Source organism: Pseudoxanthomonas sacheonensis (genome assembly GCF_031455975.1).
In the GTDB taxonomy this organism is placed as follows: domain Bacteria; phylum Pseudomonadota; class Gammaproteobacteria; order Xanthomonadales; family Xanthomonadaceae; genus Pseudoxanthomonas_A; species Pseudoxanthomonas_A sacheonensis_A.
Genome location: NZ_JAVDTT010000004.1, coordinates 90739 through 115690, shown reverse-complemented (window position 1 = coordinate 115690; position 24952 = coordinate 90739). Strand labels below are relative to the sequence as shown.

Genomic DNA, 24952 nt, shown 5'->3' with positions numbered 1-24952 from the left:
AGGTGGGGACGACCCGGGCGGGTTCAAGCATGACCAAAGACATGCCGTGGGGAGTGGTGGTGGGAGCGGCGTCCCGCCGCGAGCTCTTGGCGTGGAATCCAAAGCAGGCAAGCACACTCTGCCCTTAAAGGCGGAGAGCTCGCGGCGGGACGCCGCTCCCACGGAATCAGGTCTTGCGCTTGGCGCGCGGATGCGCGGCATCGTAGACCTTGGCCAGGTGCTGGAAGTCCAGGTGCGTATAGATCTGCGTGGTGGCGATGTCGGCGTGCCCCAGCAGTTCCTGCACTCCGCGCAGGTCGCCCGAGGATTCCAGGATATGGCTGGCGAAACTGTGCCGCAGCATGTGCGGATGCACGTTCTTGAACATGCCTTGCTTCTGCGCCAGCAGCTTCATGCGGATCTGCACGGCGCGCTGCGAAATCGGGCCGCCATTGCGTCCCGGGAACACGGGCGCATCGCCCGCAGGCTTCTGTTCGTCGCGCCATGCTTGCAATGCCTTGCGCGCGTGCGAACCGACCGGCACCTTGCGCTGTTTGTTGCCTTTGCCGAGCACGGTCACGAAACCGCTAGCCAGATCCAGATCGTTCCAGCGCAACCCGCACAGCTCGCTCAGACGCAGGCCCGAGGAATAGAACAGTTCCAGCAAGGCGCGATCGCGGAATCCCAGCGGCACGTCAGTCGGCACTTCCACCAGGCGCGAGGCCTCGTCGGCATCCAGGACCTGCGGCAACTTGCGCGGCGACTTCGGCGCGCGCAAAGCGGCGGCGGGACTGGCTGCGATGCGACTATGCCGGAGCAACCAGTTGAAATAGCTGCGGCAGGCGGAGAGCCGGCGTTGCAGGCTTTTCGGAGACAGGCCGCGGCGGTGTTCGGCGGCGACGAAGGCGCGCAGCTGTTCGGTATCGAGTTCGGCGAGGTTGGCCGTGCCTTGCTCGGTGGCCCAATCGCCCAGCGCTGTCAGGTCGCGACGATAGGCATCGAGCGTATGCGCCGACATGCGGCGTTCGACCTGGAGATGGGAGAGAAAGTCCTCGAAACTCCCCCGCTCGTCATCCTGGCGAACGCCAGAGGTGTCTTTCAACGGCGCTAGCCGGTCATCCATTTTGACTTTCGCTTTCACGAGTCAACGCAAAAGCAAAATGGGTTCCAGCTTACGCTGGAATGACGACCTGAAAATTGACGGTCAATCCCCATACCGCTTCATCGCAACCGCCAGCGCTTCGCCCATCATGCGCAGGAACAGCGTGCCCATGCCCGGGTAAAAACGGTTGCCGTCGCGGCTGCCCACCGCGACCAAGCCCAGGCCGGGCAAAGGCAGCAGCGCCGACGACTGCACTTCCTCGGCACGTGCGCCGTAAAGAACCGCGTTCTTCTCAGGCTGCAGGCGGCCGCATAGAGGCTCGCCGTCCTTCAGGCAATCGCGGAACGAATTCAGGTGCGAGCTGTTTTCCGCCACGACCTGCAGCCACTCGGCGTCGTCCAGGCCGGGAATCGGCTCGAACAGCACGACGCGCACCAGGTCGCCGTTGAAATCCTCCGCCAGCGAGGCGGCCATCGCACGCAAGGTGTCCTGCGCGGTGTTCTGCTTCAACAGCGAAAGGGTCAACTGGTGGGTACGGACCGCGAGGCGCTCGTTTTCCTGCGCGTTGGCGAACAGGTCGTTGAGGCGCTTGGACAGCTCGCGGTTCTTGTCGCGCAGCACTTCCAGCTGGTAGCTGGCCAGGGAAGCAGTGGGGCCTTCCTCGCGCGGCACGATCAGGGTGAGCGCCAGATCGGGGAACTGCTTGAGGAAGGTCGGGTGCCGGCGCAGCCAGGCCGCGATCTCGTGGGCGCCCAGCTTTTCTTGTGCTTCGCTCATTGCTTCCATTCCCCTTCGAATACGAATGCCGCCGGTCCGGACATGATGACCTCGGCGGCGTCATCGGGCCAGCTTATCTGCAGATCGCCGCCGGGCAGCGAGACGGTCGCCGCGCGGTCCAATTTTCCTCGCCGCATCAGCACTGCCGCCGCCGCGCAGGCGCCGCTGCCGCAGGCCAGCGTTTCGCCGACACCGCGCTCGAATACGCGCAGGCGCAACCGGTCGCGCGCAACGACCTGGGCGAAGCCGATATTGGCCGATTGCGGGAACGCGGCGCTGGACTGCAGCGCAGGACCGAGCGTCGCGATGGGCGCAGCGTCGATGTCCTGCACTTCGATCACAGCGTGCGGATTGCCCATCGACGCCGCACCGAAGCTGATGGCTTTCCCGTCGAGCGCGATTTCGTAGCCGTCCTGTCCGGAAGCGAATCCCGCCAGCGGGATCTTGGCCGGATCGAACTCCGGCACGCCCATTGCGATGGCATAGCGATCGCCTGGCAGACGCTCGACGTCATGCGTCGCCAGTGGACTGTCGACGCGAAAACGGTTGCCTTGGGCCACGCCATCGCGCACCAGCCAGGCCGCGACGCAACGCGCGCCGTTGCCGCATTGCTGCGAGGTCGATCCGTCGGAATTCCAGATGCGGTAGGACGCCACCGCCCCGGCGCTGCGCGGTTTCTCGATGGTCAGGATCTGATCGCAACCGACGCCGAAGTGGCGGTCCGCCAGCTGCGAAGCCAGCGCCGAATCCGGCGGAGGCGTGCCGTTGCGCAGATCGATGACGACGAAATCGTTGCCGGCGCCGTGCATCTTGGAGAAACGCAACACTGGCGTGCCCGGGGCAGCCTGGTCAGTCATTCTCAGCCGGCGTTGCGGGATCGTCGACCGCGTCTTCCGCCTGCTGGTCGGCGGGAGTGGTCGTGTTGTCGGTGGGCACGGGCGTTTCCGGGACCGTTTCCGCAGGCACCTCGATCGGTGCCGCCTTCTCCGGCAGGATCAGCGGGCCTTTGGCGCCGCAGCCCGACAGGGCAGCGCAGAGGGACAGGAATAATGCGATGCGGAGTGATTTATTCATGGCCGAAGTATAGCCAGATGGGCATGAACCGACAGGGTCAGGCCGGGGGTTCGGGACGCGTCCACAGCCAAGCCGAAACCAGTGCCATGCAAGCGATCGGCAACGCCGCCATCCACCAGCGGTGCGAGGCCACGCTGACCATGATCGCCAGCAGCACCCCGGCGCAGGCCAGCATGGTCAGTGTGGCGGCCCACTTCGCGCGACGCGATACCGCGCCATGGGCCTGCCAGTCGCGGATCATCGGGCCGAAGCGCGAGTGCGTTTGCAGATAGTGGTGCAGACGGTCGGATCCGCGCGAGGCCGCGTAGGCGGCCACCAGGATGAATACGGTGGTCGGCAGACCCGGAACGAAGATACCGACGATGCCGACACCCAGGCTGGCGTAGGCCAACAGCCACCAGGCCCAGCGGAAGCGGGAGCTACGCCTGGTACCGGAATCCGTTGATGAAGGGGACGGAGGCGGGGAATTCACGACCTTATGTTTTACCAGAGTCGAGCGTGTCGCTGAGATTTTGCGTGGGAGCGGCCTCTGGCCGCGAGCTTTTCAAGTCAGAGGCCGCTCCCACGACAAGTGGATCAGTGGCTACCGGGTTCGGCCACACCCAGCTGATCCAGCACGAAGGCGTAATACTCGGCTGCCTCGCGATAGCGGCGGAAGCGACCGGACTTGCCGCCATGACCGGCTTCCATGTTGATGCGGAACAGCAGCGGCAGCGTGCCGGTGTTGTCGTCGCGCAACTTGGCCACGTACTTGGCCGGCTCCCAGTACTGCACCTGCGAATCCCACAGACCGGTACCCACGAAGATCGCCGGATAGGCCTGCTTGCTGATGTTGTCGTAAGGCGAATAGGTAAGGATGTAGTCGTAGAACTCCTTCTTCTCCGGATTGCCCCACTCGTCGTATTCGTTGGTGGTCAGCGGGATGCTCGGATCCAGCATGGTGGTGACCACGTCCACGAACGGCACCTGCGACACGATCACGCGGTATTTTTCCGGCGCCATGTTGGCGATCGCGCCCATCAGCAGGCCGCCGGCGCTGCCGCCTGACGCGGCGACGCGGTCCGGCGCGGCATAGCCTTGCTTGACCAGCGTGTCGGTGACGTCGATGAAATCGGTGAAGGTGTTCTTCTTGTGCAGCAACTTGCCGTTGTCGTACCAGTCGCGGCCCATTTCCTGGCCGCCGCGGATGTGGGCGATGGCGTAGACCACGCCACGGTCCAACAGACTGACGATGGTCGAATTGAAACCCGGATCGGTCGAGGAACCGTAGCTGCCATAGGCGTACTGGAACAGCGTGGCCTTGCCGTTCTTCTCGAAACCCTTTTTGTAGACCAGCGATACCGGCACCTTGGTGCCGTCGCGGGCGGTCGCCCACAGACGTTCGGTGGCGTATTTGCTCGCGTCGTAACCGATCACCGGCTGCTGCTTGAGCTGCTTGCGCTCGCCGGTTTCCACGTTGAGTTCGTAGGTGGTGGCGGGCGTGGTCATCGAGGTGTAGCTGTAGCGCAGCCACGGCGTGTCGTGTTCGGAGTTCACGTCCAGGCCCATCGAGTACGCCGGCTCGTCGGCCTTGACGTATTCCTCCTTGCCGTTGGCGCGCAGCAGGCGCAGGCGTTCCAACCCGTTGGAGCGTTCACTGATGGCGGTGAAACCGTCGAACAGTTCGAAACCTTCGATGTAGACCTCGTCGCTGTGCGCCACCCAGTCCTTCCATTCCTCGCGCGAAGTGGAGGCGGAAGGCGCGGTCATGATGCGGAAGTTCTTCGCCTTCCAGTTGGTGCGGATCACCCAGCGTCCGTCCAGGTGGTCGGCGCTGTATTCCACGTCGCGTTCGCGCGGCGCCAATACCGTGAACCGCGACGGATCGCCCGCCGGTGCGCAGCGCTGTTCGGAGGACACCGTGCTTTCCACCGAGATGCAGATGAACTTGTCGTCGCGGCTGCGGCCGATGCCCATGTAGAAGCTGTCGTCCTTTTCCTCGTACACCAGCTTGTCGGCCGAGGCCGGCGTACCGAGCACGTGCGACTTGACGCGTACGGTCAGCAGCGTTTCCGGATCGTTCTCGACGTAGAACAGGGTCTTGTTGTCGTCCGCCCAGACCAGGTTGGCGGACACGCCGCCGATCGTGTCGGGATAGGTCTCGCCGGTCTCCAGGTTCTTGAAACGGATCACGTACTGGCGGCGGCCCACGGCATCGTCGGCCCAGGCCAGCAGCTTGTTGTCCTGGCTGACTTGCGCATCGCCAACGCTGAAATAGCCCTTGCCTTCAGCCATCGCGTTGACGTCCAGCAGGATTTCCTCCGGCGCGTCCATGCTGCCTTTGCGGCGCGCCTGGATGGGGTAGTCCTTGCCGGTCTCGAAGCGCGTGTAGTACCAGTAACCGCGCTCGCGGTAGGGCACGCTGGCGTCGTCCTGCTTGATGCGGCCGACGATCTCGTTATAGAGCTTCTCCTGCAGCGGCTTGGTCGGCGCCAGCACCGCGTCGGTGTAGGCGTTCTCCGCATTGAGGTAGGCGAGCATCTCCGGACTCTTGCGATCGTCGTCGCGCAGCCAGTAATAATCATCGTTGCGCGTGGCGCCGAAAGGAGCCTTGACTTCATGCGGCTTCTTGGCGGCATCCGGCGCAGTGGCGACCGGCGAGAGGGCGGAGCTGGGGAAGGTAGTCATTAGGAGAGTGGCCGCGAGCAGGAAATAGATTGGTTTCATTACAAGTGTGTCCTTGTTGGGCACTGCGCAATGGTTGGGAGCGATCTTGAACTATCGGCCGTCGTTCCGCGATAGGGGGAAACAGCCTGGAGGAACGACGTGTGCTCTAGCTCTGGCTCTGGCTCCCTCCCGTGAGGCGCGGCAAGCAGGACGGGATAAACCCCGAAGGGGGCGGCGCACATGGATGTGCGCCGTTTCCGGAGGCGCAGAGCCTGCCCCGTACTTGATACGGGGATGCGCCTTACGGAAATTCCCGACCTGCTTGCGGACCCGGCGGCTTTATCGCCGGGCGCGACGCTAGGGCGACTTTCTTTTACTCCGGGCATCCTGCCCTACGCCCTTCGGGCCGGCTGCGCCGTTCGCGCCGCTCCTGCGGCGCAGTGGTTACTTTTCTTTGCCGTTCAAAGAAAAGCATGTCCTGAGCTTGTCGAAGGGTGACTCGCGCATCGCGCGAAACGCTTTTTCTTCAATGGAAAGTTAAAAGCCAGAGCAAGATCAAGATGGATCCCAGCTTGCGCTGGGATGACGTCATGATTGTTTTGTTGCAAAGGTGAAAAGTCGCTGGGTTCCCGCCTTCGCGGGGATGACGCCATTGAGCTTACTTGCTGAGCTGCTGCCAAAGGAACGTATAAGCCAGCGCGCTCATGTGCGCCGACTGCTTGTTGTTGGCCGCGCCGCCGTGGCCGCCTTCGATGTTCTCGAAGTAGCGCACGTCCTTGCCCGCCTCCAGCATCTTGGCCGCCATCTTGCGCGCATGGCCCGGATGCACGCGGTCGTCGCGGGTGGAGGTCATGAACAAGGTGGGCGGATAGGTCTTGGACGGATCGAACAAGTGATAGGGCGAGAATTTCCGGATGAACTCCCAATCGGCGGTGTCCGGATTGCCGTACTCGGCCATCCACGAAGCGCCCGCCAGCAGGTGGCTGTAGCGCTTCATGTCCAGCAACGGCACCTGCACCACCACGGCGCCGAACAGCTGCGGATACTGCATCAGCATGTTGCCGGTCAGCAGTCCGCCGTTGCTGCCGCCCTGGATGCCCAGGCGCGCGGGCGAGGTGATCTTGCGCGCGATCATGTCCTGCGCCACCGCCGCGAAATCCTCGTAGGCCTTGTGGCGGTTCTGCTTCAGCGCGGCTTGGTGCCAGCGCGGACCGTATTCGCCGCCGCCGCGGATATTGGCCACGGCGTAGACGCCGCCCTTCTCCAGCCAGCCCATGCCCACGCCGCCGGAATAGGCCGGCGTCAACGAGATCTCAAAACCGCCGTAGCCGTACAGCAACGTCGGCGCGCTGCCGTCGTACTTCAGATCCTTGGGCCGCACCAGGAAGTAAGGCACCTTGGTACCGTCCTTGGAAGTGGCGAAGTGCTGTTCCACCGTTTCCTTGGAGCTGTCGAAGAAGGCGGGCATGGTCTTGAGCGCTTCCACCGCCGACGCCGGGCCGCCGGCTTCGGCCAGCATCAGCGTGGTCGGAGTCAGGTAATCGGTGACGGTCATCCACACCGAGTCGCTTTCGTCGCTGTCTACCGCGCTGACGCCGATGGTGCCCAGCGCGGGAGCGCCGGCGAATTCGCTCTTCTTCCAGCCCGTGGCGGAAGGCGTAAGTACGCTGAGTTTGTTCTTCACATCATCGAGGACATTCAGGACCAGGTGGTTGCGGGTCCAAGCGAAGCTTGCCAACGACGTCTTTTCGGTGGGTTCAAAAAGAACTTCGAAATCGCGACCGCCGGCCAGGAAGTCGTCGAGGCGTATTGCCAACAACGAACCTGCTTTATAGGTGCGGCTGCTTTGCAGGCTGGTCGTCCACGGCTCCCGCAACTCCAACGTCAGCCACTCACGATTTACGCCTTTGTTGGCCGAGTTCGGCGCATCGATCTTGGTTAGCTTGCCGTCGCTGCCACGCAGATAGAGTTCGTCGTTGTAGAAGGCGATGGTGCGGCTGACGAAGTCGCGCTCGAAACCGGGCGTGGCGTCGTGATAGGCCGCGATGTACATGTCTTTGTTGGTGCCTTCGTACACCACGCTGGCGGCGCTGAGCGGCGTGCCGCGCTTCCATTCCTTGACGATGCGCGGGTAACCGGAGGGCGTCATGCTGCCGGGACCGAAGTCGGTGTAGACGTAGACGGTATCGGCGTCTTTCCAGCCCAGCGCGCCCTTGGCTTCGGGACGGAAGAAGCCGTCCTTGATCCATTGCTTGGTGGTGAGATCGAACTCGCGGGTGACGTCGGCGTCGGAGCCGCCACGCGACAGCGCGATCAGGCAACGCGTGTAGTCGGGCTTGCGGCAGTCGGCGCCATGCCAGACCCATTTCTTCTCGTCCTGCAGGCCTTCGGCCGCATTCAGCGCATCCAGGTCGATGACTGTTTCCCACAGGGGCTGCGGCTTGCGGTATTCCTCCAGCGTGGTCCGGCGCCAGAGACCGCGCTCGTGGTTCTTGTCTTTCCAGAAGTTGTAGTAGTAGTCGCCGATCTTTTCCACGCCCGGAATCTTGGCGTCGGAATCGAGCATCGTGAGGATCTTGCCCTCCAATTGCTTGAACTCGGGAGTGGCGGCGATTTCGGCTTCGGACTTGGCGTTTTGCGCCCTGACCCATTCCAGCGGCTTCTGCCCTTCCACTTCTTCCAGCCAGGCGTATTTGTCATCGGTCACTGCGGCGGGCTCCTGGGCGAAAGTGCTGCCGGCGGCAGCGGCAAGACCCGCGGCGATGACGATTGTCTGGCAGGCATGGGTGAGTTTGGGCATGGATACTCCGGTTTCCGGATCAATTCTCCACGCTAGCACAGCCGTCAACCCACCCCTCCTGCCGAAGGTCAGGCGGCCCGGGGCAGACGCTTCAGGACGGGTAGGACGGGTATCGCCCGGCGCCGCGCCTGCGCGCCCGGACGGCGGCGACGCGAGGGCTGCAAGGTCTCGTTGCCTGAGGCGGCCTTGCGCAACGGCAGCCGGAAGCGGTGCAGCGACCAGAGCGCCACCGCGGGCATTCCCACCAGCCACATCGGCAGCCAGCCCAGCCAGTCGCTCTGCCCGCGCGCCGCCGGCAGCAACAGGACCAGGGCCAATCCGGTCAGCAGCAACAGGCGCAGGGTGCGCTCGAGTTGCGGATCGGCGGTAACGGCGGCGTCCTTACGGGGTACGAGCTTTGGCATGACGTTGGCTCCTTGTGGCGAGGAGGCCAGCGTGGCGCAGCTTGATCTCAGAGACTGCGACCATCTCCCGGCACGTCGGCCATACCTTGATGGGCGAGCGCAGCGCAATACACCGACTGACCTTCAAGGCGTTTTTGCGCAGATGCCACATTGACCGGCAGCGCCGCATGAGTGACGCCGCCGGTTTTACATGTCGTTACTGGCCGCTCAAGGCCAACTGATCTTGCACGACCTTGGCCAGCGGCGTGGTCGGCCGACCGATGAGTTGGCTCAGCGCATGTCCGTCGTCAAACAGGCCGCCTTTAGCCGCACCGGCATCGGAATCGGACAGCAAATCGGCCACTGGCGACGGCAGGCCAATCTGTTCCAGCGCTGCGCGGTAATCGGCCTGCGGCAGATCGCGGTATACGACCGACTTACCCGACTGCACCGCGATCTCGGCCGCGAATTCCGCCAACGTATAGGCGCTGTCCCCAGCCAGTTCATAGACCCGGCCGGCCTGCGGCTGGGCGCTGACGAGCACGGCAGCAGCAGCGTCGGCGTAGTCAGCACGCGCTGCGGAAGCGATCCGTCCGTCGCCGGCGCTGCCCAGCACGGCACCATGCTCGAGCGCCGACGGTATGGTCTGCGCGTAATTTTCGGTGTACCAGCCATTGCGCAGCAGCGCCACTGGCAGGCCGGATGCCGCCAGCGCCGCTTCGGTCTGCACGTGCTCGTGGGCCAGAGCCAACGGCGAGCTGTCCGCATGCAACAGGCTGGTATAGGCAAGCAAAGCTACGTCAGCGCGCTTGGCGGCGTCGATCACGGCTTGGTGTTGGGAGGCACGCTGACCGACTTCGCTAGAGGAAATCAGCAGCACTTTCTCGGCGCCGGCAAAGGCGCCGTCGAGCGTCTCAGGCTGGCTGTAATCGGCCTTGCGCACCTGCACGCCGCGGGCGGCCAAGTCGGCGGCCTTGTCGGGACTACGCACAGCGGCAACGATCTGCGCCGCAGGCTGCGTGCGCAGCAGCGCATCGATTACAAGGCGGCCAAGCTGGCCGGTGGCACCAGTGACAACGATCATGGAAAGACTCCTCGAGGGATGGGAAAACCCCAGCCTAGGCCTTAAACTAACTTTTAGTAAGTACGTACCTGGAGGTTAGTCCCATGCCCGTTCAGTCATCCGCACAGGCCGCACGCGCAGCTGCCGTGCCGGTCATCGAACTGATGCGCCGCGGCCAGGTCTTCGCGGCCGACTGCCCTTCGCGTGGGGTGCTTAACCACGTCACCAGTCGTTGGGGCACGTTGGTGCTGGTCGCATTGTTGGATGGCACGCTGCGCTTCAGCGAGCTGCGACGCCGGATCGGCGGCGTCAGCGAAAAGATGCTGGCCCAGACTCTGCAGGCGCTGGAAAGCGATGGCTTCGTACAGCGGATGAAATATCCGGTGGTGCCGCCGCACGTGGACTACCGCCTGACCCCCATGGGACAGCAGGTGGCGGTGCATGTGCAGACCCTAGTCGACTGGGTTGAAACCCGACTACCGGACATCCTGCAGGCCCGCGACCAGCAAGCCGATGCGACCGCTCAACGCTCGTAGTTGCTCAGCGCCAGTTCCAGCAACGACTTGGCCTGCTCGCGCAGCACCGGCGGCTCGATGATTTCCGCATCCGCGCCGTAATGCAGGATATCCATCAACAATTCGCGCGAGACGCTGTAGGGCACTTTCAATTCGTAGCGGCCATCGGGCAGGAAACGGCCCTCCTGTTTCGAGTGCCATTGCTCGTCGGCGACCCAGCGCGCGGTCTTGGCGCTGAACACGATGGTGGCCCAGCCCTTGGGTTCTCCGGAGAAGATGCCGTAGCTCGAAGCCAGATGCTGGTTTAACTCGCTGTCGGGCAGATCGCGCGCCGCCCCCTCCAACACTTTCGCGTTGCTGATGCGATCCACGGCGAAGCTGCGCAGGCCATCGCGTTCGTGATCCCACGCGTCCAGGTACCAGTTGTCGCGGTAGTGGGTGATGCGTTGCGGGGAAACCGTACGCCGCGTGCGTTCGTCGGTGGAGCGCGCCCGGTATTCGAAATTGAGCTGCTTGCGCTCCAGCACCGCCGAGGCCACGCTGCGGAAACTGGCTTCGTCCAGCCGGCGTCCGCGGTGCGGAATCACCCGCACCCGCTCCACCGGCCAGTGGTCGACGCCAGCATGGTCGGCCAGCAGGCCTTCGATGCGTTTCTGCAGCGGCGCCAACGCGCCGGCCAGCACGCCGCCGCCGGTACGCATCAGCAACTGCTGCGCGGCCAGCAGCGAATAAAGCTCTTCCGAACTCAGCCACAGGCCCGGCAACTCGAAACGTTCGCTTTCGCCGGCCTGGTAGCGGAAACCGGCTTCGCCGTCGCCCTCGATCGGCGCCATCAACGCATCGCGCAGATAGGCCAGGTCGCGGTAGGCGGTGGCGCGCGAGCAGCCCAGTTCCTCCTGCAGGCGCTTGACCGTGACCGGATAGCGTGCGGCCTTGAGGATGCGGTGCAGGGCGGTGATGCGTTCGATCTTGTCCATGCGCCGATTATGGCCGAGCCGTGGCCGTTTTCGTGCTGAAGTTGTCGTTGGATCGTATATGGACCCGCTGCCCGGCAGCTTGGGCCCGTGCGGTGCCGGATACCGCTGCGCATCTATCGCGCGCAGCGACCCCCAACGCGCGGACCCAAGCTGCCGTCGTTTGCGGTTCCGGAACCGATTGCTCCTAATGCGCTTCCCAACCTGTGCCCAAGCCCTGGAGTTCCGCATGACCCTTCGTTCGATCGCGCTTGGCTGTCTGGTCCTGGCTGTGGCCGCCTGCAAACCCTCCACACCGGCCGAGCCCGCAACCGCCGCCGCTCCCGCCAACGTCGTGGCCGATACCGCCGCCGCGCTCAATCCGTTGCCCAGTCCGGAGGACGAGGTGAAGGCTTCGATGGACAAGTTCCTGAAAGCCAAATCCTTCCATGCGGTGATGACCATGGAAGGCGCACGCGGGATGACCAATGAAATGGACTTCGTCGCTCCCGACCGTTACCGCATGAAGATGCCGGTGGGGACCCAGGTGATCATCGGCGACACCATGTATATGCAGGCCGACGGCCGCTCGATGAAGGTGCCGCTGCCGAAGGGCACGCTGAGCCAATGGCGCGATCCGCTTAAGATCGAAGAGAACAAGGCCGGACTGAGCGTCGAGGCGCTGGGCAGCGACAGCGTCGAGGGCCAGGCGGCGAAGAAGTACCTGGTCAGGAACACGCAGCCCGAGCCCGGCCAGCCCGGACCCAATGAGTTCACTTTCTGGATCGCCGACGATGGGTTGCCGCTGCAATTGCTGCACCAGGGACAGGCGCAGGGCAAACCGTATTCGATGACCCTGCGTTATTCGCGCTTCGATGACCCGACGATAACCATCGATGCGCCGCAATGAATTCCTAACCGCCGTTTAACCTGCGCCAACGGAGGCAGACCGCCAGACTTTTCGCGACACAGGCGGGGGTCAGGATGGGATCCGAAGGGAAGCAGGGGTATGCCGCGCAGATCGCTGCGTGGCTCGGGGTGATGGCGGTGCATGTGGGGTTGTTCTGGGTCCTGACCTATCAGGACCGCGAATCGCGGCCGCTGGAAAACAGCGCGCGTTTGCGCCTGTTGTTCATCGATCCGGTGCCTCGACCCACTCCCCCTTCCCCGCCGACACCGTCTGCCGTGCCGCAAGCGCAGATCCGGCAGTCGGCTTCGATGGCAAATAGGCCCGCGGTCGTGCTCTCTCCTCCCCCGACGATTGCAAATCCCACCTCGGACCTTCCGATTACGGCAGCCGAATTGCTGGAGCAGGGCCGAGAGCAGGCGCGCGAACAGGCGCCGCCCTCTTTCGCCGCGGATCCGCTTCGCAGTCGTCGCCCGCAATTGCCGGGTGGCGAGCGCCGGGGAAGCTTCCGCATGCGTGAGCCGCTCAGTGCGGCAAAAGTGGTCGGCTTCATAGGCAAGGCTTTCGGCGACCCCGGACCGCCCTGTCCGCGCATCCAGGCTCGAATTTCCGGTCTGCTCACCGCCACTTCCGACCGCGAACGCGAGTTGCTGGACGAGGAACTTCGTCGCGATCGCGAATACTGCCGACCCTGAACAGACAATGGCCAACCGGTCACAAACACCATTTGGAACAAGCACTTGAACTGGTATCGACCGAATATCGCAGGTATGCTGTAAACGATTTCATCGCCTCGCATTAATACCCCGACCTCCTTCCAGGCCCACCCATGCCCCACTACGCCTTGCCGACTCTTCTCTTGCTGACCTCGCTGGCGCCCGCTGCCTGGGCGAACCCGGACGCCGACTGCAAGTGCGACGGCAAGGAGGAATCGGCCGAGGTTTCGCACTGGACCGGCGGCGGCGAGCTGGGCTTCGCCTCGGCCCGCGGCAACAGCATCAACGAAAGCCTCAATGGCCGTTTCAATCTGCAGTACACCCAGGGCGACTGGATCCACAGCATGGATCTGTTCGGTCTGCGCGCCCGCGCCGAGTACCGTGTGGAAGACGAGAACGGCGGCGTGACCCGCAGGGCCGAGACCACGGCCAACCGCTACACCTTCGGCACCAACAGCGCGCTCAAGCTAGGCGAACACCGCCAGTTCACCACGGCCCTGCGCCTGGAACAGGACGACTTCGCCACCTACGACTGGCAGCAGAGCGCCAGCGTGGGCTACGGCACGCGGATGATGGATGGCGAACGCACCAAGCTGGACGTGCAGATAGGTCCGGGTTTCCGGCGCGCGCATAACACTCAGGACAACCAGACCGAGAGCGGGCTGATCGGCCGCGGTTTCGTCGGCCTGAAATTCGACCTGACCGAGAACACCGAGCTGGAGAACAAGCTGTTGGTCGAATCGGGCAAGTACAACACCTATACCCAGAACGACCTGGGCGTTTCGGTGGCGATGAATTCGCACCTTGCGTTGAAGGCAGGCCTGCAAGCACGCCGCAACAGCGAAGTCGAGGCCGACCGCAAAAAGACCGACACGCTGACCACCATGAACGTCGTGTATCGCTTCAAGTAGCCGCTCGAACTGTCGCGCTCGCCTTCTCCGACCCACCAACCCTTAGAGAAAGTCGCCCGCTCCCTGCGCTAGCAGCTCACGAGCCACCGCCTGCCCCAGCGCTTCCGGCGCGTCGCTTGCCGCCTCGTCCTGCGCGCGCACCAGGCGGCCGTCGCTGGCCGAACCCACCAGTCCATCCAGGTGCAGGCGGCCCAGGCGAAATTGCGCATAGGCCGCCACCGGCACGTGACAGCTCCCGTGCAAAGCTCGGTTCATGGCCCGCTCCGCTTCCACGCAGGTGCGGGTGGGGCCATGTTCCAGCACCGTCAGCAGGGACTGCAGCTCCCTATCTTCGGCGCGGCATTCGACGGCGATCGCCCCTTGCGCCGGCGCGGGCAGCCAGTCGGGTGCGGCAAGACGCACCCGGATGCGTTGTTCGAATCCAAGGCGATCCAGACCCGCGCAGGCCAGCACGATCGCCTCGTAGTCGCCCGCATCCAGCTTGGCCAGCCGGGTGTTGACGTTGCCGCGCAGATCGAGCAGTTGCAGGTCGGGCCGGCGCGCGCGCAGCTGCGCTTGCCGCCGCAACGAGGACGTGCCCACCCGCGCGCCTTGCGGCAAGGCATCCAGCGAAGGGTAGAGATTGCTGATGAAGGCATCGGCTGGATCGGCGCGCTCCAGGACCGCCGACAATGCGAACGGCGCGTCCAGCTCCATCGGCACGTCCTTTAGCGAATGCACCGCGCAATCGGCCTCGCGTCTCAGCATGGCCAGCTCCAGCTCTTTCAGGAACAGGCCCTTGCCGCCGATCGCGGCCAGCGAGCGATCCAGCACGTCGTCGCCGCGAGTGCTCATCGGCACCAGGCCGACTTCGATTCCGGGATGCGCGGCGCGGAGCAGCGCGGCCACGTGTTCGGTCTGCCAGAGGGCGAGCGGGCTCTTGCGGGTGGCGATGCGGATCAGCTTCATTGGCCCATTATGAAGCCGGTGCAAGGGGCTGAATAGGCAACTCAATATCCTGTTTCAATATTCCGTTCGTGGTGAGCCTGTCGAACCACGCTTTCTGCGGGATGCGTAAATTGCCGCAAGCTGGAAGATTCCACTAAGAGCGTGGTTCGACAGGCTCACCACGAACGGGTACAGGCTCACCACGAACGGGTTTTGTAGTTGCGGGCGCCGCTAGAGGTTCTTGACCGTATCGCGCAGACCCGCCACACAACGGCGGCTGACTTCAAGCGGTTCCTTGCCGTGGCGAAGCACGGCCTGCACGCGGCCGTCGCCGATACGCTTGAGTTCGGTGATTTCGTGCCGCGCCACCAGGCAGTTGCGATGGATGCGCACGAAGCGTCCGTTGAATTCGTCCTCCAGCGAGCGCAGCGATTCCTCGATCAGGTCTTCGCCGCGCGCGTGGTGGACCACGACGTATTTCTCTTCCGCCTGCAGGTAGTGCACGTCCTCCACCGGAATCAGGCGCAGGCTGCCGCGCATGCGCGCGCACAGGTGGCTGCGCGGGGTTCGGCCCGGCAGCGCCGGCCCCTGCGTTTCGCGGCCGGCGATGAAAGTGCGCGCGCGCTCCAGCGCTATCGAGAGCCGTTCGGCGCGCACCGGTTTCATCAGGTAATCGATAGCCGCCGCATCGAATGCCGACAGCGCGTGTTCGTCGTAGGCCGTGCAGAACACCACGGCCGGCCGCGGATCGAACGCGGTGAGATGGCGGGCGGCTTCCAGACCATCGACGCCCGGCATGGCGATGTCCAGCAGCACCAGGTCGGGCCGGAATTCGGCGCAGGCTTGCAAGGCGCTAAGCCCGTTGTCCGCCTCGGCGACGATTTCCACGCCGGCGTGCTCGGCCAACAGCGCACGCAGGCGCTCGCGAGCCAGGGGTTCGTCGTCGGCGATGACCACCTTCACGGTGCCTGCTTCCTCGGTTCTGCGTAGAAGACGCTACCCATGGTAGCGACGGTTCCGGTCAGCGTCACTCTGCGACGCGGCGCACACTTAGGCGTGTGCGAACCGTTGCGCCATCCAGTCGCCCAGGTCGCTAATTTCCTCGGCGCAGACTTGGTGCGCCATCGGGTAGCGATGCCATTCCACTTCGAAACCGAACGACCGCAGCAGCTGTCCGCTGCGCTCGGCATACGTTATCGGAATTACCGGATCGGCTGCGCCATGGGCCATGAAGACCGGTTGGGTGGCCGCGCCGTCGGCCATGGACTCGCCCGCGGCTTCGGCGCCGGGCAGATAGGTCGACAGGGCGATCAATCCCCCAAGCGGAGTTTTCCGCCGCAGGCCCGCCGCCAGCGCGATGGCGCCGCCCTGGGAGAAGCCGGCCAGCAGAATCCGCTGCGGGTCGATGCCGCGCGCGTGTTCGCGGTCGATCAATGCGCCGGTCTGCAGGATGGATTGGTCCACGCCCTCGCTGTCGGCGCGGGTCGGGAAGTCCATGCCGACGATGTCGTACCACGCGCGCATGCGCACGCCGTTGTTGATGGTGACCGCGCGCACCGGCGCATGCGGAAACACGAAGCGCAGCGAAGGCCAGTCCGGGCGCACCAGTTCCGGCACCAGCGGCGCGAAGTCGTGGCCGTCGGCGCCCAGGCCATGCAGCCAGATGACCGCCCACTGCGGCGACGGGCCGGTTTCCTGTTCTACGGTTTCAAGCAGATCGGTGGCGTTGTCCATAGCCTATTGTGGCCGATAGGCCGCGATCTCACCAACTGCGGAGAGCGCCCGACCGCAACGCTGCGCGACACGTCCGAGGACGCGTATTCATTCGCCTTCCCCAACCTATCTGCGATAAAAGAGACCCCGGCATTGCCGGGGTCTGGTGTTGCGCCATGCGATAAACCGAACGATCAGAACTTCTGCGAGAAGCGGACGCCGAACGTGCGCGGCTGGTTGGTGATGGTGTAGACCTGTCCGTTGGGATACTCGGGCACCACGCCCGAGGCACCGCAGACCGACTCCGCACAGTTCGTGAACCTGGAAATCGTCGCGCGTTCGTCGAAGGCATTGCTCACGAAGAGGTCCAGCGCCCAGCTGTCCTTGGCGATGCCGGCGGAGAAATCGACGGTGGTGTAGGACGGCAGATCGCCGAGGATCTCGCGCTCGGCGATGCGCAGGTCGGACTTGCGATCCCCCACGTGCACCCCGGCGCCCTGCACATAGGCCTGGAAAGCGCCGATGTCGAAGACGTAGCGAGCGATCAGGTTGCCCTTGAACTTCGGGGTGACCGGCAATTGCGTGCCGTCCGGTGCTTCTGGATCCGCGCAGTCGGTGACTGGAACTCCTGCATCATCGGTGAAGCCGCAATAGTTAGCCGTCAACTTGGCGTCATAAAACGACGCGCCGGCACTCAAATGCAGGTTGTAGGTCGCGGCCCAGTTCAGCTCCATTTCCAAACCGTCGATGCTGGCCTGGTTGGCGTTCTTGATCTCGGTGAGACCGTTCGCGCCGAGGATGCTGAACTGGAAGTCCTTCCATTCCTGATGGAACACCGAGCCATTGAAGGTCACCCGGTTGTCGGCCCAGCTGGTCTTCCAGCCAAGCTCGTAGTTGGTCAGGTAATCCGATAGATACGGCGGCAAGGTGCCGCGTCGGTTGAGGCCACCGGGGCGGTAGCCCTCGGACCAGGTGGCATAGACCATCTTGGTGGGCGTGATCTGCCAGGTCAGGTTGGCCTTGCCGAGGTTGCCGCTTTCCTTGACGTTCTTGTCGAAGACCGTGCAAGGGGCGCCGTTGAACGCCGGCCACGCTGCGGGATCCGCGCCGAACTGGGAGACGCAGTAGGCCTCGCCATAGGTAGAACTGGGAGCCCAGCCGGCGCTGAAGCCGAAGAAGCCCTTCAAACTGTTGTCGGAGCGGAAATGGCGACCGCCGATGGTGCCGGTCAGCACGTCGGGAATGAAGTCGTACGACAGTTCGCCGAACACCGCTTCGTCGTGGTCCTCGCGCTCCTGCTTGGTGAGCCAGATGGTATCGGGCCAGCCGGTGATCGAATACTGCGGACCGAAACCGTCGATCTTGTAGCGCTGCTGGATATCGTGCTTCTGGGTCATCCAGAACAGGCCCGCCACGAAGCGCAGCCGGTTCTCGCTGGGCGAGGCGAGGCGCAACTCGTGGCTGTCCTTCTTGTAACCGTCTTTGCCCTGGATGTACTGCGACGGATTGATCAGATTGTCGTCGGCGTCGTACGCGTTGTAGGAGTACAGCGTGTCGTACCAGAACCCGTAGTCGTTGTAATCCGAATCGACATCGACGTCGCGCTTGAGGTGCGCGAAGTTGTAGGTCAGGTCGAAGTTGCCGATCTTGCCTTCCACGGTCAACGCGGCCTGCCACCAGCGGTCGTCGGAGCGCTCCTTGTAGAAGTGGTTCAGGGCCAGGTCGCCGACGTTCTCGTCGAAGGCGAAGTTGCCGTTGGACACCTGGTTCTGACCCATGATGGTCGGGGTAATCGACCAGTTCTCGTTGAGGTCCACCTTCAATGCCAGGCGCGCGCCCGTGGTCTCGACGTCGTTGTAGTCGTCCTTCGCGCGACCAGTGCAGACGAGCAGGTCGGTGGAGGTGCAGTTGCGGTTGGTGAGCACGCCGCCCCAGCTCGTCTGGGTGTCGTCGCTGGGATCGGCCGGGGTTCCACCGTCGTCGATGCGGACCGGGAACTGTCGGTCGCCCGCCTTGTTGTCGATGTAGCCCGCGTCCTTCTTCTGCCAGCCGACCAGGCGGATGGCGGCGTTGTCGGCGAGCGGGATGTTGACGAAGCCCTCCGCCACGTAGCCCGTGCCGCCATGACTGACGCTGTTGGCTTCCAGGCCGTAGCCGGCTTCGAATCCACTCGGATCGGGCTTGTTGGTGATGATGCGCAAGGCGCCCGCCTGCGCGCTGGCGCCGTACAGCGTGCCTTGCGGACCGGCCAGCGACTCCACCCGGGAGATGTCGTAGATGTGCAGGTCGAGCGGACCCTGGATGGTGGTGATGGGCTGCTCGTCCAGGTACACGCCCACACTGGGCAGCGAACCGGAATGGTTGCCATCGCCGCCGCTGGCCACGCCGCGCATGTAGATCTGCGCGAAGCCCGGACCGAAGGTCTGGTAGGAGACGCTCGGGAGGAATTTCACGTAGTCGTCGAAGTCGGTGACGTTGAGCTCGTCGAGTTTCTGCTCACCCAGTACCTGCAGGCTGATCGGCACCTTCTGCAGGTTCTCGGTGCGCTTCTGCGCGGTCACCGTGATGGTATCCAGAGTGGCCGCTTCTCGTTCCGCAGCAGGCGTCGGCACAGGCGTGGCTTCCTGCGCGAAGGCCGCCGACCCGACCGCAAGGTAGATGGCGGCCGTCAGCGGCAATCTGGCAAAAGACGACGGGGGTTTTCTTCGTTCGCTTCGTTTCGTTTCGTGTCTGCTCATCTGCGTCACTCTCTCCAGTGATGGTTGTCGGTGCTTGGATAACTACCTTGCCAACGGAAACTCCGGCACTGCCGGATAACTGTCCAAGACCGGACCCAACGCCTGCTTCAGCGGTCCCAGCCATGGATCGTAATTTCGCCAATGGTCCACGCCCTCGCGATAGATCGGCTTGCGCACCTGTTCGGAGCTTGCGGTGCGCACGGCGCGTTTGTTCTCGAAAAAGCGCAGGCAACCGTCTTCGAACGGAAGCCCGCAGTATTCGAGCAGGCGGCGCACCTGGGTTTCGGTGTCGTCCACCATGTCCTCGTAGAAAACCCGGTGCACCCGGCCCGGCAGAGCGTCGTCGAAATGCGCCATCAGTTCGACGTAATCCGCGTAGTAGCGGCCGATGTCTTCCAGACTATAGGTGAAGCTCTGTCCGCGCGCGAAATGCTGCTTGTAGCCCGAGAAACAGCAGGCCAGCGGATGCCGGCGCGCATCGACGATCTTCGCCTTGGGCAGCATCAGCTGGATCAGGCCGATGTGCAGGAAATTGTTCGGCATCTTGTCGATGAAGAACGGCGCTTCGGTCTTGCGCTGGATGCGGGTGTGCTCGAGATAGCGCTCGCCGAGCCGGCGCAGCGCGTCCGCCCCCAGCGATTCGACCACGTCGTGGTACGGCATCGTCTGGCCGGCGTCGCCCTGGCCGCGCAGTTCGCGAGTGATCGAAGTGATCTCCGGCAGCTCCATCGTTCCTTCCACCGCGGAATGGCTGGAGAGGATCTGCTCGATCAGGGTGGAGCCGGCGCGCGGCAAGCCGACGATGAAGATCGGATCCGGCGCATCGCTGCCGGAGCCGGCACGCTGCGCGAAGAACTCCCGGGTGTAGCCGCGCACGATGCGCGCCACCCGCTTGGTGGTGTCGCCGGCACGGTACTGCAGGACCTCGCGGCGCAGGTCATTTCCGCGCTGGTAATGCCGAAAGGAAGCTTCGAATTCGCTCGCATCCTCCAACGCCTTGCCAATGGCGAATTCCAGGTGCTGGCGGTGCTCGGTTTCCATACCGGGCTTGTCCAGCTGGCCGCGCATGATCGCCAGATCTTCGGCGGAAAAGCGGACGGTCTTGAGATTGGCCAGGCTCCACCACACTTCGCCGAAGCCGGGATTCAGTTGCAAGCTCCTCCGATACGCCTCGATCGCGCGATCCTGGTGGCCGGCGGTCTTCAGCGCATGGCCATAGCTCATCCAGATTCTGGCGTGGCGGGGATAGTCTTCGAGGATCGCCGCATACAGCTCGAGTGCCGGTTCGTAGTCGCCGATACGGCACAGCACCACCGCCTTGAGGTTGCGATAGCCGGCGTTGTCCGGCTCCACCGCGAGCAGCGTTTCGACTTCCGCCAGCGCCCGGGCCGGCTTGTTGGCCCGATGCAGCGCCAGGGCGTAGTTCTGGCGCGCGGCGTGGAACCCGGGGGCGAGTTCCAGGCAACGGGCGAGCAGGTGCTCGGCGTCCTCGTTGCGGCCCAGGCGCACGGCGAGTTCGGCCAGCATGCGGATCGCAACGACGTCGGTCGGCGAACGCTTCAGGTGCGCGCGCAGCAGTGCCTCGGCTTCCGGGATGCGCTGTTCGTGCAAGGCATTGGCGGCGGCCAGCAGTTGCGGGTCGCGGGTGGAGTAGCGAACGTGGTTGGCGTAAGCCGCGTCGGCGCCTTCGGCATCGTCCATCGCCATCAAGTGGTCGCCCAACGCGAGCCAGGCCTGCGGCAGATCGGGCTTCAGCTTCACCGCACGGCGCAATGCCGCGACCGCCTCGTCGCCCTGCCGCGCGCGACCCAGCGCGATGCCCAGTTCCAGCTGAGCCATGGCCGAATTCGGTTGCGCGGTCGCCAATGGTTGCAGGATTCCCAGCGCGCCGTCGATGTCGCCCCGGGCGCGGCGCGAAACGCCCAACACCAGCAAGGCCATGGGATGGTCGCCGACGGCCTTGATGATTTCCGTCGCCTGTTCGCCAGCCAGCGCCGGATCCGTCGCCAGCAGACGCGAGGCGTGGGCCAATGCGGTTTCCAGTGTCGCAACGGGCCCGGCCGCAGCGTTCAAGCCGGCGCACCCGCGGGATTCGCACAGCGCCAAGCAGCCTGAATGGCTTCGCCTCTCCGTGTTTTTTCGATTTCGCGCTTCACTGCAACACTCCGACGATGGGGCAGTCCGCCTCTACAGCGCTTTCAGCAATCTATAGTTGAATTGCAGCGATTGATAGTAGGACTTCACCAGAATGCGTTCGTCCTGGCCATGGGCGCGGTCGTCGTCCACATCGTAGGGCATGCCGTTGAATACGTAGACCGGCATCCCGGCTGCGCGCAGGAATACGCTGTCGGTGGCGCCCGCAGACATGTAGGGTGAAACCGGGATTTCACTCCATACGCCCTTCGCCGCTTCGGCGATACGGGCGAACAATTCCGCATTGACCGGCGAAGGCGGGCTGGGTTTGGGTTCGGCCACGCGGGCCAGCTCGATGCCCGGATCGGCGAGCGCCTGCTTGAGGGCGAGATCGACCCCGGCCAGGTCTTCATCGGGCAACACGCGGCAGTTCACCGTGGCCTGCGCCATCTGCGGCAGGGCGTTTTCGGCATGCCCGCCTTTCAGCAAGGTGGGGATGCAGGTCGTGCGCAGTTGCGCGTTGTTGTAGCTGGAAGTCGCCGCCAACCGGGCCAGCGCCGCCGGATCCTGCGGTTCGCGCGAAGCGGCCAGCATCGCGGCGCCGGCATCTCCGGAATACAACTGGGCCAGACCGGCGTAGTAACCGCGCGTGGCCGAGTTGGTGTGCAGCGGGAACTGCAACGCCGACAGTTTGGCCAGCCCATGCGCCAGCCGGTAGATGGCGTTGTCCGGCGTGGGCAGGGAGCTGTGGCCGCCCGGATTGCGCACGGTGAGGGTGAAGCTGAGGTAGACCTTTTCCGCGGTTTCCACCGACAGCACCGCCGGCTTGCCGTTGCGGATCTCGGGACCGCCGCCATCGACATTGAGCGAATACTGCGCCTTGATCAGTTCGGGACGGTGCGCCAGCAACCATTCCACGCCGTTGTCGCCGCCGTCCTCTTCGCCTGCGGTCAGCGCCAGCACATAGTCCCCGCGCGGCACGATGCCTTCCTGGCGCAGGCGCAACAGCGCGGCGACCAGACCGGCGGCGCCGCCTTTGATGTCCGACGTGCCGCGGCCGTAGAAGTAGCCGCCGTCCTCGGTCAACCGGTAAGGATCGTAGTGCCAGTCCTCGCGCTTGGCTTCCACCACGTCCAGGTGGGCGAGCAGCAGGATCGGTTCGCGCTCCCCGCGCCCGCGCAGTCGCACCACCAGATTGCGTTTCAGCGGATTGTCGCCGACCACTTGCACATCGGCCGGGTCGAAGCCCGCAGCCAGGAAGCGCTTGGCCATGGCCTGCGCCGCCGCAGTGGTGCTGCCATGATCGGGCGTAGTGTCGATGTCGATCAGCTCTTGCAGCAGCTCGCGGCCGAGCGCCTGATGGGCGGCCGGCGCCTGCTCGGCCGCCGGCGCTGCGAAAGGCAGCAACAGCAAGGCCGCCGAAACGGTCGCGCGCATTTTCTTCGAACTCCGATGTTTCATTCCTGTTCCTGTGCCGGTGCTTTCGAGCGAGTGCTCCTCGAGCGGGTGCTCATGGAGCTTCCAATGCGAGCGCCAATCCCTGGCCGACCCCGACGCACAGACTGACCAAGGCGCGTTGTTGCCGGTGGCGGCGCATCGCGTAGGCCGCGGTCATGGCCAGGCGCGCGCCGCTGGCGCCCAGGGGATGGCCCAGGGCGATGGCGCCGCCGTTGCCGTTGACGTGCTCGGCGTCGTCCGCCAATCCCAGCGCGCGGGTGCAGGCCAGCACCTGCGCGGCGAAGGCTTCGTTGATCTCGATACGGTCGAAGTCGGCAAGGTCCAGGCCCATGCGCGCGCGCAGTTTGTGGATGGCGGGCACCGGACCGATGCCCATGACCCGCGGCGCTACACCTGCCGAGGCCATGCCGGTGATCCGCGCCAACGGTTGCAATCCGTGTTTCTCGATCGCCGCCGGCGAGGCCAGCAGCACGGCCGCGGCGCCATCGTTCATGCCGCAGGCGTTGCCGGCGGTGATGGTTTCCATCCCCGGCAATGGCTCCAATGCGGCGAGGCGATCGAGGCGGGCGTCCGGCCGCGGGTGTTCGTCTTGGGAAAAATCGATCGGCTCGTTCCTTTCCACCGTCCGGACCGGAGTGATCTCTTCGGCCAACCAGCCCTGCCGCTGGGCTTCGGCGGCGCGCTGCTGGCTGCGTAACGCATAGGCGTCCTGGTCGGCGCGGGCGATGCCGTGTTCGCGCGCCAGGTTCTCCGCGGTGCTGGCCATCGAATCGACGCCGTAGTCGGCCTGCATGCGCGGATTGACCAAGCGCCAGCCCAGCGTGGTGTCGGCCAGCTGCTGATCGCGCGCATGCGCGCCGCCGGCCTTGCCCATGACATAGGGCGCCCGGGTCATGCTCTCGACGCCGCCGGCGATGACCAGCTCCGCTTCGCCGCAGACGATCGCACGCGCGCCCTGCCCGATCGCTTCCAGACCGGACGCGCACAATCGATTGACCGTCACCGCCGACACGCTTTCCGGCAGCCCCGACAGCAGCGTGGCCATGCGTGCGACATTGCGGTTGTCTTCGCCGGCCTGGTTGGCGCAACCCAGGATCACCTCATCCAATGCCGCCCAGTCCAGCGCCGGGTGGCGTTTCATCAATGCGATCAGCGGCAGGGCGGCCAGGTCGTCGCAGCGCACCCCACCGAGCGCGCCGCCGTAACGCCCGAATGGCGTTCGCGTCGCATCGACGAGGTAGGCGCAGGTCACAGGCCCTGTCTCCTGTAAACGTGCGGGTCCCAGCCGCCCTGCCGGATCGCTTGCTCAATTTCGGGTTGCGCCGCGCGCAAGGCGGGCAGGATTTCCTTCACGGCGCGGCCTTGCGCCTTGTCGGAGTACTGCATGCTGACGTTGAGGCCGGCGACCACGCAGCCGTTGGCGGCGCGGATCGGCACGGCGATGGAACACAGACCCAGCTCCAGTTCCTGCGAGACCATCGCATAGCCTTGCTTGCGTACCGCCAGCAGTTCGCTCTTCAGCGCGCGCGCGTTGCGCAGCGTCTTCGGCGTGTAGGCCTGGAATTTGTTTCCCTGCATCCAGACGTCCAGTTCGGCGTCCGGCAGATCGGCCAGCATCACCCGCCCCATCGAAGCGGCGAAAGCGGGCAGCCTCGCTCCCACGCCCAGCGCGATGCTCATCACCCGCCGCACCGGAACGCGCAGCACATAGACGATGTCGTTGCCGTCGAGCACCGCCAGCGAGCACGACTCGCCGACTTTCTGCGCCAGCTGTTCCATGGTCTGCTGCGCCAGCTCGTTGAGATCCAGCGAGGACAGGTAGCTGTAGCCCAGTTCCAGCACCCGCGGGGTGAGGAAGAAACTGCGTCCGCGCGCGCCCACGTAACCCAGGTGCTGCAAGGTCAGCAGGATGCGCCGCACCACCGCGCGCGACAGGCCGGTGCTTACCGCGATCTCGGACAGGCTGGGACTGGGCAGGTCGTGTCCGAACGCGCGCAGCACCTGCAGGCTGCGCGCCAGCGATTGCACATAGTCCGGACTTTCTTCGAAGTGATTCGCTGCCATGCGCAACCGCGTGTGGATTGACAGCCCGAGCGTAGAAGGTTTCCAATGGGTTCGCAATACGAATTAGTGTTCGATTACCGCACAAATACACAA

General features: G+C 64.5%; 22 protein-coding genes. 4 read left to right on the top strand and 18 right to left on the bottom strand.

The genetic code is table 11. From position 1 onward, the window contains the following. Positions 1–166 precede the first annotated feature (166 nt). The 9 genes from xerC to J2W94_RS15015 all read right to left on the bottom strand — a co-directional run bounded on the left by xerC (position 167) and on the right by J2W94_RS15015 (position 9845). Positions 167–1102: a tyrosine recombinase XerC gene (gene xerC / locus J2W94_RS15055; RefSeq protein ID WP_310095175.1), complete on the bottom strand. Its 936-nt coding sequence runs from the start codon at positions 1100–1102 to the stop codon at positions 167–169. Between the two features lie 81 nt (positions 1103–1183). Next, positions 1184–1858, bottom strand: a complete 675-nt coding sequence (locus J2W94_RS15050) for a DUF484 family protein (RefSeq protein WP_310095172.1) — start codon at positions 1856–1858, stop codon at positions 1184–1186. After that, the gene (dapF, locus tag J2W94_RS15045) at positions 1855–2715 is read right to left on the bottom strand and encodes a diaminopimelate epimerase (protein WP_310095170.1); all 861 of its coding nucleotides are present in this window, start codon (positions 2713–2715) and stop codon (positions 1855–1857) included. Before dapF ends, J2W94_RS15050 begins: the two co-directional genes overlap by 4 nt. Next, positions 2708–2932, bottom strand: coding sequence for an LPS translocon maturation chaperone LptM (lptM, locus tag J2W94_RS15040; protein ID WP_310095166.1), 225 nt, complete (start codon positions 2930–2932; stop codon positions 2708–2710). Before lptM ends, dapF begins: the two co-directional genes overlap by 8 nt. 37 nt (positions 2933–2969) lie before the next feature. After that, positions 2970–3404: a YbaN family protein gene (locus J2W94_RS15035; RefSeq protein WP_310095163.1), complete on the bottom strand. Its 435-nt coding sequence runs from the start codon at positions 3402–3404 to the stop codon at positions 2970–2972. A gap of 104 nt (positions 3405–3508) precedes the next feature. Further along, positions 3509–5638, bottom strand: coding sequence for a S9 family peptidase (locus J2W94_RS15030; protein ID WP_310095161.1), 2130 nt, complete (start codon positions 5636–5638; stop codon positions 3509–3511). A 598-nt stretch (positions 5639–6236) separates the two neighbouring features. Continuing rightward, on the bottom strand, positions 6237–8378 hold the full coding sequence (locus tag J2W94_RS15025) for a prolyl oligopeptidase family serine peptidase (protein WP_310095158.1): 2142 nt from the start codon (positions 8376–8378) through the stop codon (positions 6237–6239). Positions 8379–8446: 68 nt separating this feature from the next. Next, positions 8447–8782, bottom strand: coding sequence for a hypothetical protein (locus J2W94_RS15020; RefSeq protein WP_310095155.1), 336 nt, complete (start codon positions 8780–8782; stop codon positions 8447–8449). 196 nt (positions 8783–8978) lie between these two features. Next, entirely contained in the window at positions 8979–9845 is an 867-nt protein-coding gene (locus J2W94_RS15015; RefSeq protein ID WP_310095152.1) for an SDR family oxidoreductase, read from the bottom strand. Positions 9846–9928: 83 nt separating this feature from the next. Here J2W94_RS15015 and J2W94_RS15010 point away from each other — a divergent pair, with 83 nt between their 5' ends. After that, positions 9929–10360 carry a helix-turn-helix domain-containing protein gene (locus J2W94_RS15010; RefSeq protein WP_310095149.1) on the top strand — a complete coding sequence of 144 codons (432 nt, stop codon included), beginning with the start codon at positions 9929–9931 and terminating at the stop codon, positions 10358–10360. Here the strand turns inward: J2W94_RS15010 and J2W94_RS15005 are convergent. Beyond that, positions 10348–11316 (bottom strand): helix-turn-helix transcriptional regulator, encoded by a 969-nt coding sequence (locus J2W94_RS15005; protein ID WP_310095147.1) that lies wholly within the window; start codon positions 11314–11316, stop codon positions 10348–10350. The genes J2W94_RS15010 and J2W94_RS15005 overlap by 13 nt on opposite strands. 226 nt (positions 11317–11542) lie before the next feature. Between J2W94_RS15005 and J2W94_RS15000 the strand changes: the two genes are divergently transcribed. From J2W94_RS15000 to J2W94_RS14990, 3 genes are all read left to right on the top strand, one after another. After that, complete coding sequence (locus J2W94_RS15000; RefSeq protein ID WP_310095144.1) at positions 11543–12202, top strand: LolA family protein; 660 nt, start codon at positions 11543–11545, stop codon at positions 12200–12202. Positions 12203–12276: 74 nt separating this feature from the next. Beyond that, complete coding sequence (locus J2W94_RS14995; protein WP_310095141.1) at positions 12277–12894, top strand: hypothetical protein; 618 nt, start codon at positions 12277–12279, stop codon at positions 12892–12894. 134 nt (positions 12895–13028) lie between these two features. Beyond that, positions 13029–13826 carry a DUF481 domain-containing protein gene (locus J2W94_RS14990; RefSeq protein WP_310095138.1) on the top strand — a complete coding sequence of 266 codons (798 nt, stop codon included), beginning with the start codon at positions 13029–13031 and terminating at the stop codon, positions 13824–13826. Positions 13827–13868: 42 nt separating this feature from the next. On the opposite strand, the gene hemC is transcribed toward J2W94_RS14990, so the two are convergent. From hemC to J2W94_RS14950, 8 genes are all read right to left on the bottom strand, one after another. Then, a complete protein-coding gene (gene hemC, locus J2W94_RS14985) occupies positions 13869–14774 on the bottom strand; it encodes a hydroxymethylbilane synthase (protein WP_310095135.1) in 906 nt (301 codons plus the stop codon). A gap of 210 nt (positions 14775–14984) precedes the next feature. Then, entirely contained in the window at positions 14985–15716 is a 732-nt protein-coding gene (locus tag J2W94_RS14980; protein WP_310095132.1) for a LytR/AlgR family response regulator transcription factor, read from the bottom strand. An 87-nt stretch (positions 15717–15803) separates the two neighbouring features. Next, complete coding sequence (locus J2W94_RS14975; RefSeq protein WP_310095628.1) at positions 15804–16469, bottom strand: alpha/beta hydrolase; 666 nt, start codon at positions 16467–16469, stop codon at positions 15804–15806. Between the two features lie 191 nt (positions 16470–16660). Then, complete coding sequence (locus tag J2W94_RS14970; protein ID WP_310095129.1) at positions 16661–19204, bottom strand: TonB-dependent receptor; 2544 nt, start codon at positions 19202–19204, stop codon at positions 16661–16663. A gap of 42 nt (positions 19205–19246) precedes the next feature. Further along, on the bottom strand, positions 19247–21277 hold the full coding sequence (locus J2W94_RS14965) for a tetratricopeptide repeat-containing sulfotransferase family protein (RefSeq protein ID WP_310095126.1): 2031 nt from the start codon (positions 21275–21277) through the stop codon (positions 19247–19249). A gap of 114 nt (positions 21278–21391) precedes the next feature. Next, a complete protein-coding gene (locus J2W94_RS14960) occupies positions 21392–22774 on the bottom strand; it encodes a M20/M25/M40 family metallo-hydrolase (RefSeq protein ID WP_310095123.1) in 1383 nt (460 codons plus the stop codon). 73 nt (positions 22775–22847) lie between these two features. Further along, positions 22848–24047 carry a 3-oxoadipyl-CoA thiolase gene (gene pcaF / locus J2W94_RS14955; RefSeq protein ID WP_310095120.1) on the bottom strand — a complete coding sequence of 400 codons (1200 nt, stop codon included), beginning with the start codon at positions 24045–24047 and terminating at the stop codon, positions 22848–22850. Beyond that, complete coding sequence (locus J2W94_RS14950) at positions 24044–24859, bottom strand: IclR family transcriptional regulator domain-containing protein (RefSeq protein WP_310095118.1); 816 nt, start codon at positions 24857–24859, stop codon at positions 24044–24046. The genes pcaF and J2W94_RS14950 overlap by 4 nt, the downstream gene beginning before the upstream one ends. Between the last annotated feature and the right edge of the window lie 93 nt (positions 24860–24952).

What these genes read in the sequence shown, in the direction of transcription:
- J2W94_RS15030 (WP_310095161.1), bottom strand. Translation starts at nt 5,638, where the DNA reads ATGAAACCAATCTATTTCCTGCTCGCGGCCACTCTCCTAATGACTACC.
- hemC (WP_310095135.1), bottom strand. Translation starts at nt 14,774, where the DNA reads ATGAAGCTGATCCGCATCGCCACCCGCAAGAGCCCGCTCGCCCTCTGG.
- J2W94_RS14990 (WP_310095138.1), top strand. Translation starts at nt 13,029, where the DNA reads ATGCCCCACTACGCCTTGCCGACTCTTCTCTTGCTGACCTCGCTGGCG.
- lptM (WP_310095166.1), bottom strand. Translation starts at nt 2,932, where the DNA reads ATGAATAAATCACTCCGCATCGCATTATTCCTGTCCCTCTGCGCTGCC.
- J2W94_RS15015 (WP_310095152.1), bottom strand. Translation starts at nt 9,845, where the DNA reads ATGATCGTTGTCACTGGTGCCACCGGCCAGCTTGGCCGCCTTGTAATC.
- J2W94_RS15005 (WP_310095147.1), bottom strand. Translation starts at nt 11,316, where the DNA reads ATGGACAAGATCGAACGCATCACCGCCCTGCACCGCATCCTCAAGGCC.
- J2W94_RS14960 (WP_310095123.1), bottom strand. Translation starts at nt 22,774, where the DNA reads ATGCGCGCGACCGTTTCGGCGGCCTTGCTGTTGCTGCCTTTCGCAGCG.
- dapF (WP_310095170.1), bottom strand. Translation starts at nt 2,715, where the DNA reads ATGACTGACCAGGCTGCCCCGGGCACGCCAGTGTTGCGTTTCTCCAAG.
- J2W94_RS15000 (WP_310095144.1), top strand. Translation starts at nt 11,543, where the DNA reads ATGACCCTTCGTTCGATCGCGCTTGGCTGTCTGGTCCTGGCTGTGGCC.
- J2W94_RS15020 (WP_310095155.1), bottom strand. Translation starts at nt 8,782, where the DNA reads ATGCCAAAGCTCGTACCCCGTAAGGACGCCGCCGTTACCGCCGATCCG.
- J2W94_RS14970 (WP_310095129.1), bottom strand. Translation starts at nt 19,204, where the DNA reads ATGAGCAGACACGAAACGAAACGAAGCGAACGAAGAAAACCCCCGTCG.
- J2W94_RS15010 (WP_310095149.1), top strand. Translation starts at nt 9,929, where the DNA reads ATGCCCGTTCAGTCATCCGCACAGGCCGCACGCGCAGCTGCCGTGCCG.
- J2W94_RS14995 (WP_310095141.1), top strand. Translation starts at nt 12,277, where the DNA reads ATGGGATCCGAAGGGAAGCAGGGGTATGCCGCGCAGATCGCTGCGTGG.
- J2W94_RS14950 (WP_310095118.1), bottom strand. Translation starts at nt 24,859, where the DNA reads ATGGCAGCGAATCACTTCGAAGAAAGTCCGGACTATGTGCAATCGCTG.
- xerC (WP_310095175.1), bottom strand. Translation starts at nt 1,102, where the DNA reads ATGGATGACCGGCTAGCGCCGTTGAAAGACACCTCTGGCGTTCGCCAG.
- J2W94_RS15050 (WP_310095172.1), bottom strand. Translation starts at nt 1,858, where the DNA reads ATGAGCGAAGCACAAGAAAAGCTGGGCGCCCACGAGATCGCGGCCTGG.
- J2W94_RS15025 (WP_310095158.1), bottom strand. Translation starts at nt 8,378, where the DNA reads ATGCCCAAACTCACCCATGCCTGCCAGACAATCGTCATCGCCGCGGGT.